The sequence below is a fragment of the Synechococcus sp. Tobar12-5m-g genome (assembly GCF_024345415.1).
Lineage (GTDB): Bacteria > Cyanobacteriota > Cyanobacteriia > PCC-6307 > Cyanobiaceae > Regnicoccus.
The window spans coordinates 42,108-53,676 of record NZ_JAGQBB010000005.1; the positions used below are offsets into that span (position 1 = coordinate 42,108).

The 11,569-nt window shown below is 66.8% G+C and carries 16 protein-coding genes; 7 read left to right on the plus strand and 9 right to left on the minus strand.

Features of this window, described 5'->3' with window-relative positions; translation table 11 throughout:
* Positions 1 to 20: 20 nt before the first annotated feature.
* A complete protein-coding gene (locus KBY66_RS04705; RefSeq protein ID WP_255088058.1) occupies positions 21 to 239 on the minus strand; it encodes a hypothetical protein in 219 nt (72 codons plus the stop codon).
* Positions 240 to 273: 34 nt separating this feature from the next.
* Here KBY66_RS04705 and KBY66_RS04710 point away from each other — a divergent pair, with 34 nt between their 5' ends.
* The gene (locus KBY66_RS04710; protein ID WP_255088059.1) at positions 274 to 2,295 is read left to right on the plus strand and encodes a lytic transglycosylase domain-containing protein; all 2,022 of its coding nucleotides are present in this window, start codon (positions 274 to 276) and stop codon (positions 2,293 to 2,295) included.
* Here KBY66_RS04710 and KBY66_RS04715 read toward each other — a convergent pair.
* On the minus strand, positions 2,292 to 2,816 hold the full coding sequence (locus tag KBY66_RS04715) for a hypothetical protein (protein WP_255088060.1): 525 nt from the start codon (positions 2,814 to 2,816) through the stop codon (positions 2,292 to 2,294). The two genes, KBY66_RS04710 and KBY66_RS04715, sit on opposite strands and share 4 nt — an antisense overlap.
* Positions 2,810 to 3,226 carry an NIL domain-containing protein gene (locus KBY66_RS04720; protein WP_255088156.1) on the minus strand — a complete coding sequence of 139 codons (417 nt, stop codon included), beginning with the start codon at positions 3,224 to 3,226 and terminating at the stop codon, positions 2,810 to 2,812. Before KBY66_RS04720 ends, KBY66_RS04715 begins: the two co-directional genes overlap by 7 nt.
* 95 nt (positions 3,227 to 3,321) lie before the next feature.
* Between KBY66_RS04720 and KBY66_RS04725 the strand changes: the two genes are divergently transcribed.
* Genes KBY66_RS04725 through KBY66_RS04735 form a run of 3 tightly spaced genes read left to right on the plus strand, consistent with a single transcriptional unit; the run spans position 3,322 to position 6,002 of the window.
* Entirely contained in the window at positions 3,322 to 3,909 is a 588-nt protein-coding gene (locus KBY66_RS04725; RefSeq protein ID WP_255088061.1) for a thioredoxin domain-containing protein, read from the plus strand.
* Between the two features lie 36 nt (positions 3,910 to 3,945).
* The gene (gene thyX / locus KBY66_RS04730; protein WP_255088157.1) at positions 3,946 to 4,671 is read left to right on the plus strand and encodes an FAD-dependent thymidylate synthase; all 726 of its coding nucleotides are present in this window, start codon (positions 3,946 to 3,948) and stop codon (positions 4,669 to 4,671) included.
* Between the two features lie 41 nt (positions 4,672 to 4,712).
* Complete coding sequence (locus KBY66_RS04735) at positions 4,713 to 6,002, plus strand: DUF1576 domain-containing protein (RefSeq protein WP_255088062.1); 1,290 nt, start codon at positions 4,713 to 4,715, stop codon at positions 6,000 to 6,002.
* Positions 6,003 to 6,038: 36 nt separating this feature from the next.
* On the opposite strand, the gene dcd is transcribed toward KBY66_RS04735, so the two are convergent.
* The gene (dcd, locus tag KBY66_RS04740) at positions 6,039 to 6,632 is read right to left on the minus strand and encodes a dCTP deaminase (protein WP_255088063.1); all 594 of its coding nucleotides are present in this window, start codon (positions 6,630 to 6,632) and stop codon (positions 6,039 to 6,041) included.
* A gap of 31 nt (positions 6,633 to 6,663) precedes the next feature.
* Positions 6,664 to 7,230 carry a cob(I)yrinic acid a,c-diamide adenosyltransferase gene (locus KBY66_RS04745; RefSeq protein ID WP_255088065.1) on the minus strand — a complete coding sequence of 189 codons (567 nt, stop codon included), beginning with the start codon at positions 7,228 to 7,230 and terminating at the stop codon, positions 6,664 to 6,666.
* A 223-nt stretch (positions 7,231 to 7,453) separates the two neighbouring features.
* On the opposite strand from KBY66_RS04745, the gene ntcA reads away from it, so the two are divergent.
* The 3 genes from ntcA (at position 7,454) to KBY66_RS04760 (ending at position 9,963) form a co-directional block, all read left to right on the plus strand.
* Positions 7,454 to 8,182, plus strand: coding sequence for a global nitrogen regulator NtcA (gene ntcA / locus KBY66_RS04750; protein WP_255088066.1), 729 nt, complete (start codon positions 7,454 to 7,456; stop codon positions 8,180 to 8,182).
* A gap of 75 nt (positions 8,183 to 8,257) precedes the next feature.
* Positions 8,258 to 9,514 carry a DUF3084 domain-containing protein gene (locus tag KBY66_RS04755; RefSeq protein ID WP_255088067.1) on the plus strand — a complete coding sequence of 419 codons (1,257 nt, stop codon included), beginning with the start codon at positions 8,258 to 8,260 and terminating at the stop codon, positions 9,512 to 9,514.
* Positions 9,511 to 9,963, plus strand: a complete 453-nt coding sequence (locus KBY66_RS04760) for a resolvase (RefSeq protein ID WP_255088068.1) — start codon at positions 9,511 to 9,513, stop codon at positions 9,961 to 9,963. Before KBY66_RS04755 ends, KBY66_RS04760 begins: the two co-directional genes overlap by 4 nt.
* Here the strand turns inward: KBY66_RS04760 and KBY66_RS04765 are convergent.
* The 4 genes from KBY66_RS04765 to psbH form a co-directional block, all read right to left on the minus strand.
* Positions 9,960 to 10,217 carry a DUF3146 family protein gene (locus KBY66_RS04765; protein ID WP_255088070.1) on the minus strand — a complete coding sequence of 86 codons (258 nt, stop codon included), beginning with the start codon at positions 10,215 to 10,217 and terminating at the stop codon, positions 9,960 to 9,962. The genes KBY66_RS04760 and KBY66_RS04765 overlap by 4 nt on opposite strands.
* Positions 10,218 to 10,240: 23 nt before the next feature.
* On the minus strand, positions 10,241 to 10,867 hold the full coding sequence (gene pth, locus KBY66_RS04770; protein ID WP_255088071.1) for an aminoacyl-tRNA hydrolase: 627 nt from the start codon (positions 10,865 to 10,867) through the stop codon (positions 10,241 to 10,243).
* 84 nt (positions 10,868 to 10,951) lie between these two features.
* Positions 10,952 to 11,293, minus strand: a complete 342-nt coding sequence (locus tag KBY66_RS04775; RefSeq protein ID WP_255088072.1) for a TatA/E family twin arginine-targeting protein translocase — start codon at positions 11,291 to 11,293, stop codon at positions 10,952 to 10,954.
* Between the two features lie 31 nt (positions 11,294 to 11,324).
* Positions 11,325 to 11,525: a photosystem II reaction center phosphoprotein PsbH gene (gene psbH / locus KBY66_RS04780; protein WP_255088073.1), complete on the minus strand. Its 201-nt coding sequence runs from the start codon at positions 11,523 to 11,525 to the stop codon at positions 11,325 to 11,327.
* Positions 11,526 to 11,569 lie beyond the last annotated feature (44 nt).

The following is an 11,569-nucleotide window of genomic DNA, read 5'->3' on the forward strand; positions in this document are numbered from 1 at the left end:
ACCCGTTGCTGGCCAGCAGGTTACGCGCTGCGGCGAGGCCACCAGGCCCAGCGCACCAGTTCGACCACGGCCCAAAGCAGCAGGCCGCCCACCACCCAGCCCGGCAGGGCGACCAGGGGCCAGAGGGGTCGCAACACCCACACCAGGGCCGCCAGCGCGGCCACCACCAGGGCGCGGCGGCGCTGGGACGCTCCCGGCAGGCTGCTGAAGCGGGGCGGCAGGGACGGAAGCAGGCCCATGGTCAGAACTGGCACCCCCCCAGAATGCCAAGCCATGAGCAACGTTTCGGCGCGGGGGCCCCTCACCCTTGCCCTCACCCTCTTCGGCAGCGGCGCCCTGCTGCTGCTCGGCCGCCAAGCCCTGCTGCTGCGGCCCCTGCCCACCCCGGCCTCCCCCATGGCCCAGCTGGAGCGAACCCGGCAGTGGGATCCCGACCCCCAACGGCGGCGGGAGGCCAGCCTGCTGCTGGTTTCCGGGGCTGAAGCCAACCCCGCCCGTCGCCAAAGCCTGCTGGCCGGCCAGGGCTGGGGGCCGGATCCCCTGGCCGCCCTGGTGCTGAAACGCGATGCCCAGAGCGCCGAGGCCGTGGCCCAGGGCTCCCGGGCCACGGCCCTCTGGCGCCAACTGCTGCGGCGATTCCCTTCAGCCCCGGCCACCGCCGACGCCCTCTACGCCCTCGGCCGCGAGGAGCCGCGCAACCACCAGACGTTGTGGCGGCGCTTCCCCGCCCATCCCGCTGCCCTGGCCGCGGCGGTGGAGGCGGGGCCAGGCGCGGCCGAACGACGCGCTGGAGCCTTGCACCTGGCCCGCTGGGGCGCTCGCTGGCCCGGGGCCGAGCAGCGGATCCGCCAGGCCTGCGGCCCCAGCTCCGCCAGCCTCAGCCCCGACGAGCGCAGCCAGCTCGCCGGCGCCTTGGCCCAGTTGGGCGATGGGCCGGCGGCCCTCAGCTGCCTCGGCCGCCGGCGGGGCACGGCTGGCACCGAGCTGGCCCTGGGCCGGGCGCTGCTGAAGGGAACGGAGGCGGAGTCCGCCCAGGGGGAGCAGCGGCTGCTGGCCCTGATCCAGGGGCAACCCGCCAGTGGGGAGGCTGCCGAAGCCAGCCGCCTGCTCAGCCAGCGCCCGGGCCCGGGCGCCCTGGCCTTGCTGGCCGGACTGCCGCCAGCCCTGCGGCAGTCCGCGCCGGTGCAGGCCCGCCTCGCCCTGGAGAGCGGCCAGGGGTGGCGGCAAGTGTTGACCCGCTGGCCGGCCGATCCGGCCAGTTGGGATCTGGCCTGGGAGCTGGCCCGCCAAAAGCTCCTGAAGCGGGAGTGGGCCGCGGCCGCTGAGCTGCTCGGCACGCTGAACCCCGAGCAGTTGCCGACCCCCCTGGCGGTCCGGCAGCTGTTCTGGTTGGGCTATGCCGAACAGCAGCTGGGTCAGGCGGAGCAGGCCCGGCGCCGCTGGCAGCAGCAACTGCTGCGCTCACTCTGGGGCTACTACGGCTGGCGCGCCACGGTGCGGCTGGGGGAGGAGGGCAGCCCACTGCGGCTGAAGGCCCCGGCAGCGCCTACGGCCCTGCAGCCATCCGCCTGGCAGCCCTTACAGAGCGGCCAGCTGGGTCTGGATCGCCTCTGGCGACTCAATCAGCCCCTCGAAGCCTGGGAGGAGTGGCGGCACCAGCGGGGCAACCGCCCCCCCGTTGCGCCCGAGCGGCTGATCCTGGAGGGCCGGTTGCGCCAGGGCGTCGGCGATGACTGGATGGGCCTGGCCCAGCTGGAGCAGGCCAGCCTGCTTTGGGTCGGCGTCCCTTGCCCGGCCGCCCTTCCCCTGGAGCGATCGCTCCATCCGGTTCGCCATGGCCCGGTCTTCGCCGGAGCCGCCGCAGCCGCGGGCCTGGATCCCACCCTGCTGCTGGCCGTGGCCAAGCAGGAGTCACGCTTCAGCGCCGGGGTGGCCTCGCCAGCCGGCGCCGTGGGGCTGCTGCAGTTGATGCCGGCCACCGCCGCCGAGTTGGCCGGTCGCTCCGTGACCAACGCCCAGCTGCGCCAGCCCCAGCTCAATGCCCAGCTGAGCGCGCGTTACCTGGCGGGGTTGCTGCGGCAATGGCAGGGGAACCCCTTCCTGACCATCGCCAGCTACAACGCCGGCCCCGCTGCCGTGCAGACCTGGCTGACACCGACGCTCCGCGCTGAGCCGGAACTCTGGGTGGAGGCCATTCCCTTCCCCGAAACCCGCATCTACGCCAAGAAGGTGCTGGGCAGTCTCTGGACCTACCAGCAGCTGGACAAGCGGGGCTGCAAGAAGCCCGGCAGCTAAAGACCCAGCAGCCCCCCGGACTGGTGCCAGAGGCGGCCCAGCCAAACCCCCACCATCACGTAGGTGCTCAGGCCGATGGCAGCCATCACCGGTGGCGGCACCACCCGGATCCGGGTGAGGTCCAGCCGGGCCAGCAGCACCGCGGCCGCCAGGATCACCACATCGGCCAAAGCGCTCAGCTTCAGCAAGTAAAGGCCGGCGACTGTCACCAGCAACAAGCTGACCACCAGAGTCATCACCCGGCTGGCGGCCATCACCGCCGAAAGCTGGCGCAGCAGCAGATCCGGCATCGTGCAGATCACCACCACCGTGACGGCCTGGAAGCATTCGGCCGACCAATAGAGCTGCCGGGCGCCTCCCAAGATCCCGTGCATGGCGTGGGAGGGCGCCTCATGCAACGACCAGTGAATTCCCAGGTAGACACTGACCCCGAGCAGCACCAGGAGCAGCGGAGCCCGCAGCGGCAGCAGGGTGAAGCCCAGCACCGATTTGAACAGGCCAACTGAAAGGGGTTTCAGCATCGGCCTGTCAGCACCAGGTCGATCGCCTCGAGCGGGCAGCTGGGGATGCACTGTTCGCAGACCAGGCAGCGCTGGGCATCGAAGCTCAGCCGCCAATCGGGCTGGCCGCTGCTGAGGGCGCCACTGGGGCAGACGCTGGTGCAGAGACCGCAATCGATGCAGCGCTGGCGATCGATCCGGATTTCGCCTAAGGCCCGGTCCAGCTCCAGTCCCTGCTCCTCCAGCCAGAGTTCAGCTGCGGCCAGTTCGTCGATGTCTCCGGAGAGCTCCACCACCATCGTTCCACTGCGGTTGGGAGCGATCTGGGCCCGGAGGATCTTGGCGGCCACATCGAAATCAACCGCCAGCCTGTAGGTGATCGGCTGGTGCACCGCCTCGCTGGGGAAGTGGATGGTGAGGCGGTGCTTCACCGGAGGCTGGCGGTGCGTGAGGCCATTTTGGCCCGACATCGGCTCTGCCGCTGCTGCCAGAGTGCAGACCAGCAGCGCATGACTGGGAAGGCGCCATGACCAAGCCGAACAGCCCCGATCCGGCGCCGGCCCTGCTGGGCAGGCGGGAGCGGATCCTGCTGGCGGCGATCGCCGCCGCCCTGGGGCTGCTCCTGTTCCAGCTGCGCGGCGGCCTCCATCCCCAGGCACCGCTGGAGCAGATGGCCCGCCGCTCCCTGGAGCTGCCCGTGGCGCTGGCCAACGGCCGCCCCACGGTCCTGGAGTTCTATGCCGACTGGTGCGAGGTCTGCCGCTCGATGGCACCGGCTCTCGAAGCGATCGAAACCAAGCATCGCGGCGCCCTCGACGTGGTGCTGCTCAATGTGGACAACCCCCGCTGGACGCCCGAAATCGAGCGCTATGACGTGAACGGCATCCCCCAGCTTGAGTTCTTCGATCGGCGTGGCCAGGCGGTGGGCCGCTCCCTGGGCAGCCGCAGCTTCACGGAACTCGACAGCATCGCCACCGCCTTGATCGACGATCAACCCCTGCCGCGCCTGGCCGGCGTCGGCACGGTCAGCCGGCTGGACGATGTCAGCGGCGATCGCGCCAAGACAGCCGCCGCTGCCAAGGAACCCCTGGCCGGCCCCCGCAGCCACGGCTGACGGCCCCCGTTGACCCATCCCCAGCCCCCGATGTCCATGGATCCCCGCTTCCGGGTCAGCCTGATCGCCGCCACCCCGAACCCCCAGCAGTGTGTCTACGCGGGGATGCACCAGGACTACAGCGAAGGGTTCGTGGCCGATGAACGGGACGGCTGGCCCGACGAAGCCAAGGCCGGTGAGATCTGCATCAAGCGGCTGCTGGCCGGCGAGCGCGGCCACTACGGCCCCCTGGAGCACGCCCAGATCGTGCTCAACGTGGGATGGTTTCCCCACTCGGTGATGCAGCAGGCCCGCACCCACCGGGTGGGGGTGAGCTTCGATGTGCAATCGATGCGCTATACGGGCGACAGGATTCACAGGGCTGCTAATGGTGATTTAGAACTGGAAGAAGTGTTCTATCTGAGGCCTGTGGGAGCTTATAACGATAGGCAAGGTAAGAGATACATCTACGACGAAACCCAGCGGGCCATTGATTTGGAGCTCTGCCACGCTGCTGCGGCGCGTTACCGTGATCTGCTTGATGCGGGTTATGCGGAGGAGCACGCCCGCGGCATCCTGCCGTTCGACTACCGGCAGCACTTCGTAGTGAGCTTCACCCTCAGGGCCTTCCTGCACTTTCTGGATCTACGCGCCAAGCTCGATGCTCAGCAGGAGATTCGTGAGCTTTGTGATCTGATGTGGCCTCACCTGCAGAAGTGGGTACCGCAGTTTGCTGAGTGGTACGAGAAGAGCCGATTGCATAAGGCAAGGTTGGCTCCCTGAGAGCCTTGGGCGGAATCGCGCCCCGCAGGTTGGAGAACGCGATGGTCATCGCAACCAAGAGGCATGACGCCGAGATCCAGCGGCCATCCAGGGCTTCCCTGCTCGGCATCGTTGCTTTCTATGCAACCGCATTTATTGTTTTTGGTTCTTTTTCTTCGTCTCCTAAGGATATCTGGACCGGACTGATCAGAATCCTTTTGACCCGTGATGCGCTGCTTACTGACTATATCGGAATAGGTGGATTAGGGGCCGCATTCGTCAATGCTGGATTGCTGACGCTTGTGGCTTGCGCAATCTGTCTCATGTTAAGGGCTCAGGTTTCAGGTGCTTTGCTGGCCAGCCTTTTTCTTCTGCTTGGATTTGGACTTTTTGGCAAGAATCTGCTTAATGTCTGGCCAATAATTGGCGGGGCAATGCTCTATGCCAGATTCACTAAAGACTCGCTTTCTGCATCTCTTCCTAGTGCATTCTTCGGTTGTGCGTTGGCTCCTGTTTTCTCCGAAATCCTTTTTAGTACAGCGATTCCCTTACGACTCAGCCTGCCCCTCGCGATTGTCACAAGCCTGCTCATGGGTTTTGTCTTGCCACCCGCCTCGGCGCAGTTGTTCAAGGCCCATGCAGGATTTAGCCTCTACAACATCGGTTTCTCGGCAGGAGTTATCGGCATCTTGGTGGTTGCGCTCTACAAGTCTTATGGATTCGTCCCGGATCCAGTCATGATCTGGACATCAGAGAACAATCACACATTGGCTCTGTTCCTCACGCTCCTGTTGGCAACCATGCTCTTGGGCGGCTTCTGGATTGACCGGCAGTCCATGGGCAAGCTCGCCATGATGACCAAGCATTCTGGTCAGGCACCCACTGACTTCATCGCGATCGCTGGAATCGGAGCGACGCTGGTGAACATGGGTTTGTGCGGATTCCTCGGACTTGGCTACATTCTGCTGGTTGGCGCGGATGTGAACGGGCCAACGATCGGCGGAATTCTTACGATCGTTGGGTTTGGCGCGTTCGGAAAGCACCCAGCCAACATCCTGCCGATCATGCTGGGCGTCTGGTTCGGGTCGTTGGCCAAACCCTGGCATGCAAGCGACCCATCCATCATTCTCGCCGCCTTGTTCGGTACCACCTTGGCGCCGATTGCAGGGCGCTTCGGCTGGTCTTGGGGCATTTTTGCCGGGTTCATCCACTCGTCCGCGGCCCTTGCGACCAGCGGCATCCATGCCGGGCTCAACCTATACAACAACGGCCTGGCCGCAGGCCTTGTTTCTGCTGTACTTGTTCCCGTGATCATTGCCGTTACATCGCGAAGGAACAGCAAAAAACGCTGATCATTCCACACGAAGGCGGCTGTTCGGCCCACCCCCTCAAACCTTCGCTAGCGTCACCCGCTCCGGCTGGTGCTGATACTTGCCCTTTCGGTCGCTGTAGGTTGTTTCGCAGGGGTCACCTTCAAAGAACAGCAACTGACAGATGCCCTCGCGGGCATAGATGCGGCAATCAGCTCCAGATGAGTTGCTGAACTCCAGGGTGAGATGACCTTCCCAGCTGGCTTCGGCGGGCGTGGTGTTCACGATGATGCCGAGCCGCGCGTAGGTGCTCTTGCCCAGGCAGATCACGGTGATGTTTGGCGGCACCCGCAGCCGCTCCAGGGCCACGCCGAGCCCATAGGAATGGGCCGGCAGGATGAAAAAATCGCCATCGGCGTCGGTGTGGATCGGCGCCGGCTCCAGGTTGGCAGGATTGAACCGCTTAGGGTTCATCACCGTGCCGGGCACATGGCGAAAGATCAGGAATTCCTTCGCTGAGAGCCGCAGGTCGTAGCCATAGGAGGAGCAGCCGAAGCTGAGCACCGGCCCGGAGCGCGCCTCCGGATCAAGATGCCGCACCAGGCTGGCCTGGAATGGCTCCAGCATGCCGTTGGTGGCCTGTTCGTTGATCCAGCGGTCGTTCTTGAGCATCGGATCTGGGCGGGCCCCCAGGGGCCCACATTCAACAGCCTGGCAAAGCCCGCAGGCAATCACCACGGCGCAACTGGGTCACCTGGTCGGCCATGGCCAGCAGCCCATCCGGAATCGAGGGCCCGGTGAGGATCACATCGAGGTGGGCTGGGCGCTGCTGGAGAGTGGATTCCACCTCCGCCGCCGCCAGGTAACCGAGGCCGATTGCCAGGCCAAGCTCATCGAGCACCAGCAGGCCAAGGTTGCCGCCCAGCAACTCGCCACGGCTGAAGGCCCAGACCTGCTTGACCGCCTCGCGCTCCTCCTCGCTGCTGGCCGGCCCGGCAAGGCAGGCGGGAACCGCCGGCCTCAACCACTGCAGGCGCCCACAGAGCCAGAGGCTGTGGTCGGGTCCCTGCTCCACACCGCCCTTGAGGAACTGGCTGATCAACACCCGGCTGCCCAGCCCGGCGGTGCGCAGGGCCTGGCTGAACACCCCGTCGAAGCTGCCGCGGAACGGCGCCGTGTGCACCTGCAACTGGCCTTCTGCCTGGGCCAGGGCGGGGACGGCGCGGAGCTGGCGGGCGTCCAGGGAGGGTTTGATCAGGCTGGCCGTCATCAACACCCTTCGGAACCGCGGTGCTGAATGTAGCGGCTGCAGGCCCCGAAACAAGCCGGTCGCCACCATCCCTAGTGCAAACGGATGTACTAGTTCAAGGAGCGCTTTCGCCTGGCCCGCCCGCCCTTCCGCTCCGTGACAGGGTGGAAGCGAGTGGTTCGTGTCTTTCGATACAGGGAGCGCTGGGGGCCATCCCTAGCTTCCAGCCACTTGTCCCGCCGTCATGGTCGGCGCTATGCGCGGATTCAGCCGCACCAGCACCACCCCAGCGCCGATCTCCAGCGGTCTGCCCCCCACCGCCAACGGACCGGCCACCCTGCTGGAGGTGATGCGTGGCCTGAGCGGCTCCACGCTCGAAACGGTGGAGAGGGGCAAAACGATCTTCTTTCCCGGCGATCCGGCCGAACGGGTCTACCTGCTGCGCCGTGGGGCCGTCCGGCTCTCAAGGGTCTACGAATCCGGAGAGGAGATCACCGTGGCCCTGCTGCGAGAGAACAGCCTCTTCGGGGTTCTCTCCCTGCTCACCGGCCAACGATCCGACCGCTTCTACCACGCCGTGGCCTTTACCCGCGTGGAGATGGTGGCTGCGCCAGCCACCTCGGTGCGTCGGGCGATCGAGCAGGACGCCAGCGTGGGATTGCTGCTTCTCCAGGGCCTCTCGTCCCGGATCCTGCAGACCGAAACGATGATCGAAACCCTCACCCATCGCGACATGTCCTCGCGGCTGGTGAGCTTTCTGCTGGTGCTCTGCCGCGATTTCGGCGTGCCAGGCGCCGACGGCATCACGATCGATCTGCGCCTCTCGCACCAGTCGATCGCCGAGGCGATCGGCTCGACCCGGGTCACGATCACCCGACTGCTCGGGGACCTGCGCCAGGCCGGCCTGGTCCAGGTGGATCGCAAGAAGATCACCGTTTTTGATCCGGTGGCGCTGGCCAAGCGTTTCAGCTGAGCGGCCCATGGTCCGGCGCCGACCTGTGTTCCGGCGGCGGCCGGGCATCGATACTGGGTCCCCCTGCTGTGGGCCGTGTCCGGCTGGCTGCTGATCCTTGCCCTGTTGGTGCTGGGTGGCGTGCTGGCCACCCTGGGGGACCGGCTGGGAAGCAGCGTCGGCAAGGCCCGGCTCAGCCTGTTCAACCTCAGGCCCCGCAAAACCGCCGTGCTGATCACGGTGCTCACCGGCAGCCTGATCAGCGCCGTTTCACTCGGCTTGATGCTGGCGGTCAGCGAACGCCTGCGGGTGGGGCTGTTCGAGCTCGATGGCCTGCAGCAGAAGTTGCGCGACGGCCGCACCGCCCTGGATCGCAGCACCGCCGCGCTTGGGGCCAGCCAGGAGGCCCTCCAACGCAGTGCCTCCGCCCAGCACCTGGCCGAACAGGGGGTGGTGCGGGCCGAGCGGGGACGCGAGCAGGCCCGTCAGCAGCTGGCGTCGGTGGAGGTGAAGGCCCAGCGGCTGCGCCGCGAATTGCAACCGCTGCAGACCCAGCGGCAGGACCTGACCAGGGAACGGGATCGCCTCAGCCGCGAGATCAAGGGCCGCGATCAGGACATCCGCAGCACCGAGGCGGAACTGGCTCGGGTCAAGCAGCGGATCCGAGCGGGGGAGGCCGAGCTCAAGGGGCTGGAAACCAAGCTGATCGCCTTGCGCCGGGGGGATGTGGTGATCAGCAGCGGCCAGGCCCTCGCCACCGCCAAGGTGGCGCTGAAGCGGCCGGGGGAGGCCAGGCCGGTGATCGAAGCCCTGCTGCGCCAGGCCAACCAGACGGCCTTCGAGCGGGTGCTGCCCGGACAACCCGCCGACAGCCAGATCCTGCTGGTTCCCCGCGCCGACATCGCCAAGCTGGAGGGCCTGCTCGGCAAGGGAGGTTCCTGGGTGGTGAGCATTCTCTCGGCGGCCAACGTGCTGCGGGGGGAGCGTCAGGTGCTGGGCTTTCCCGACCTGCGGCCCAACCGCGCCGTGATTCGCCAGGGGGATGTGATGGCCACCACGGCGCTGGAGGGGGATGAGCTCTCGGCCACCCAGGTGCGCAACCGCCTCAATCTTCTGCTCACCGCCTCCTTCGCCAAGGCGCAGCGCCAGGGGTCGGTGGCCGATGGCGTTCAGTTCGACGTCAATCTGTTCAACCGGCTGGGCCGGGAGCTCAGCGAGCGTCCCAGCGGCCAGAGCGTCAAGCTTGAAGCCGTGGCCCTGCGGAATTCGGACACCCCCGACCCGATTTTCCTGGAACTGCGCCGGGTGGGAGGTCCCAGCGCCGCCGCCCAGTTCCAACCGCGGCGGCCATGATCCAGCTGCCAGCCCTTGGTGCCCTGGCCGGCCTTGATCCGGGTCTTGGCAAGTGCGGTCTGGTCCGCACCGATTCCAGCCGGCGCCGGATCGAAGCGTCCCTGGTCGTCAGCCCCGACGAGGCGTGGCAGCGGCTCAACGCCTGGATCCCGGGCTTTGGGATCTCGGCCCTGGTGCTCGGCAACGGCACCGGCAGCACGGCCTGGCTGGAGCGGCTTCAGCCGCTGTGTCCAGTGCTGCTGGTGGAGGAACGGGGCAGCACCCTGGCGGCCCGGCCGCGCTACTGGCAGCTCCATCCTGCCCGGGGCTGGAGGCGGCTGCTGCCCCTCGGCCTGCGGCAACCGCCCCGCCCCTGGGACGATGTGGTGGCCCAGCTGTTGCTGGAGCGGGCACTCGGCTATCGCCTCGATCACCCCTGTCAGCCCGGAGGATTGGCCCCCAACGCCTAGAACTTGGCCCGCACGGTGAAGGCATAGTCGCTGCCGGGCTCGAGCTGGTAGTCGGCCTTGAGCAGGAAGCGCAGCAGGGCGTCCTGGATCAGGGCGCGGCCGAGGGAGGGCTCCACGCTCAATTCGCCGCGGTCGAAAGCCCAGCGGAACGTCCACTGAAAACCGCCCGCGGCCACCTCGCCTGCCAGCAGCTTCTGACTGAAGCTCTGGTGCAGGACCCGCAGCTGGGCGGTGGTGGCGGGGAGTCGGCTCACGACAGCAAAGGGCGGGGCTCCGCTCAGGAAAGGATGGGCTGAAACCCGTTGATCCGGTTGCCGGCACGCCCGTAGCCAACCGTCTGGATCAGCTCCACGCCGGAGAGCACCTCATCGAGCACCGCCTCGAGAATGGGCTGCTCCGCAGCGGCGAAGCGGCCGAGCACATGGGAAATGGTGCGCTCCTTGCGCAGGGCGGGATCAACGGCCGGGGCACCGATGCCGATCCGCAGCCGCGCAAACTGATTGGTGCCGAGATGCTCGATGGTGCTGCGCAGGCCGTTGTGGCCTCCGGCACCGCCGTCGCGTCGCAGCCGCAGCCGTCCCAGGGGCAGATCCATGTCGTCGACGAGTACGAGCAACTGGTCGGGTCGCAGGCCGAACCAATCGAGGGTGGCACGAATCGAGCTGCCGCTTTCGTTCATGAAGGTGGTCGGCATCAGCAGCCGCAGCCGGCGATCACCCTGGCGAAGGTCGGCCAGTAAACCCCTGAGCTTGGTGTTCTGGCGAAACGCCACACCCTTGCGGCTCGCCAGGCGCTCCAGGGCCATGAAGCCCACGTTGTGGCGGGTGTGGACGTAGGTGGTCCCGGGATTGCCAAGTCCGACCAGCACCTGGAGATCCCCATCCGGGGGCAGCGTGGTGGCCATTCGGGTCGGTGGAAGCGGGTTGGCGAGCCCTGGGAAGATGGCAGACCCCGGGAGGATGGCGGGCCCCGGGAGGAGCTGTGGCGATCAGCTGGATGGAAGGTTGGGAGGGCCGGCCGCTGACCCCTGCTCCGGATCGCCGCTCAACAGCTCCGGCTCCCCAGCCGCTGGGGGGTCGTTGACAGAAGCCCCAGGGGTGGGAAGCATGCTGGCAACAGGGATTGCGCGGTCCACTTTGGTGACGTTGACCGTTTCCGTGTCAATGGCCTGGCGGAACTCCTGCTCGAACTCCCTGGAGGCGGACTGAAAGCCCTTGAGGGTGCGGCCCAGGGTGCGGCCGAGCTCCGGCAGGCGCTTGGGCCCGAAGACAAGCAGACCGATGGCTGCAATCACGGCCAGTTCCGGCAGACCGATCCCGAAGACGTTCATGGGCAGTGGCCTTGGCCGGATCGATGGTGAATCAGCCGAGGCCGTTCCAGTTCACCGTGATCCCATCGAGCAGCAACGACTTGTTGTAGAGCTGCAGGATCACGAGCAGAAAGACCAGGAACAGCAGCATGATCACCCCCATCACGGGCGTGGTGCCCCAGCCGGGCACGACCTTGCCGTACTCGGAATTGAGTGGGCGAAGCAGATTTCCCAGGCGGGTGCGTTGGGCCATGACGGCTGAACCTCTCTGGCGCGGTTGTCGGAATCGTTACTGTA

What these genes read in the sequence shown, in the direction of transcription:
- dcd (WP_255088063.1), bottom strand. Translation starts at nt 6,632, where the DNA reads ATGCTCAAGAACGACCGCTGGATCAACGAACAGGCCACCAACGGCATG.
- KBY66_RS04735 (WP_255088062.1), top strand. Translation starts at nt 4,713, where the DNA reads ATGGTCATCGCAACCAAGAGGCATGACGCCGAGATCCAGCGGCCATCC.
- thyX (WP_255088157.1), top strand. Translation starts at nt 3,946, where the DNA reads ATGGATCCCCGCTTCCGGGTCAGCCTGATCGCCGCCACCCCGAACCCC.
- KBY66_RS04775 (WP_255088072.1), bottom strand. Translation starts at nt 11,293, where the DNA reads ATGAACGTCTTCGGGATCGGTCTGCCGGAACTGGCCGTGATTGCAGCC.
- KBY66_RS04715 (WP_255088060.1), bottom strand. Translation starts at nt 2,816, where the DNA reads ATGCTGAAACCCCTTTCAGTTGGCCTGTTCAAATCGGTGCTGGGCTTC.
- ntcA (WP_255088066.1), top strand. Translation starts at nt 7,454, where the DNA reads ATGGTCGGCGCTATGCGCGGATTCAGCCGCACCAGCACCACCCCAGCG.
- KBY66_RS04705 (WP_255088058.1), bottom strand. Translation starts at nt 239, where the DNA reads ATGGGCCTGCTTCCGTCCCTGCCGCCCCGCTTCAGCAGCCTGCCGGGA.
- pth (WP_255088071.1), bottom strand. Translation starts at nt 10,867, where the DNA reads ATGGCCACCACGCTGCCCCCGGATGGGGATCTCCAGGTGCTGGTCGGA.
- KBY66_RS04710 (WP_255088059.1), top strand. Translation starts at nt 274, where the DNA reads ATGAGCAACGTTTCGGCGCGGGGGCCCCTCACCCTTGCCCTCACCCTC.
- psbH (WP_255088073.1), bottom strand. Translation starts at nt 11,525, where the DNA reads ATGGCCCAACGCACCCGCCTGGGAAATCTGCTTCGCCCACTCAATTCC.
- KBY66_RS04725 (WP_255088061.1), top strand. Translation starts at nt 3,322, where the DNA reads ATGACCAAGCCGAACAGCCCCGATCCGGCGCCGGCCCTGCTGGGCAGG.
- KBY66_RS04745 (WP_255088065.1), bottom strand. Translation starts at nt 7,230, where the DNA reads ATGACGGCCAGCCTGATCAAACCCTCCCTGGACGCCCGCCAGCTCCGC.
- KBY66_RS04760 (WP_255088068.1), top strand. Translation starts at nt 9,511, where the DNA reads ATGATCCAGCTGCCAGCCCTTGGTGCCCTGGCCGGCCTTGATCCGGGT.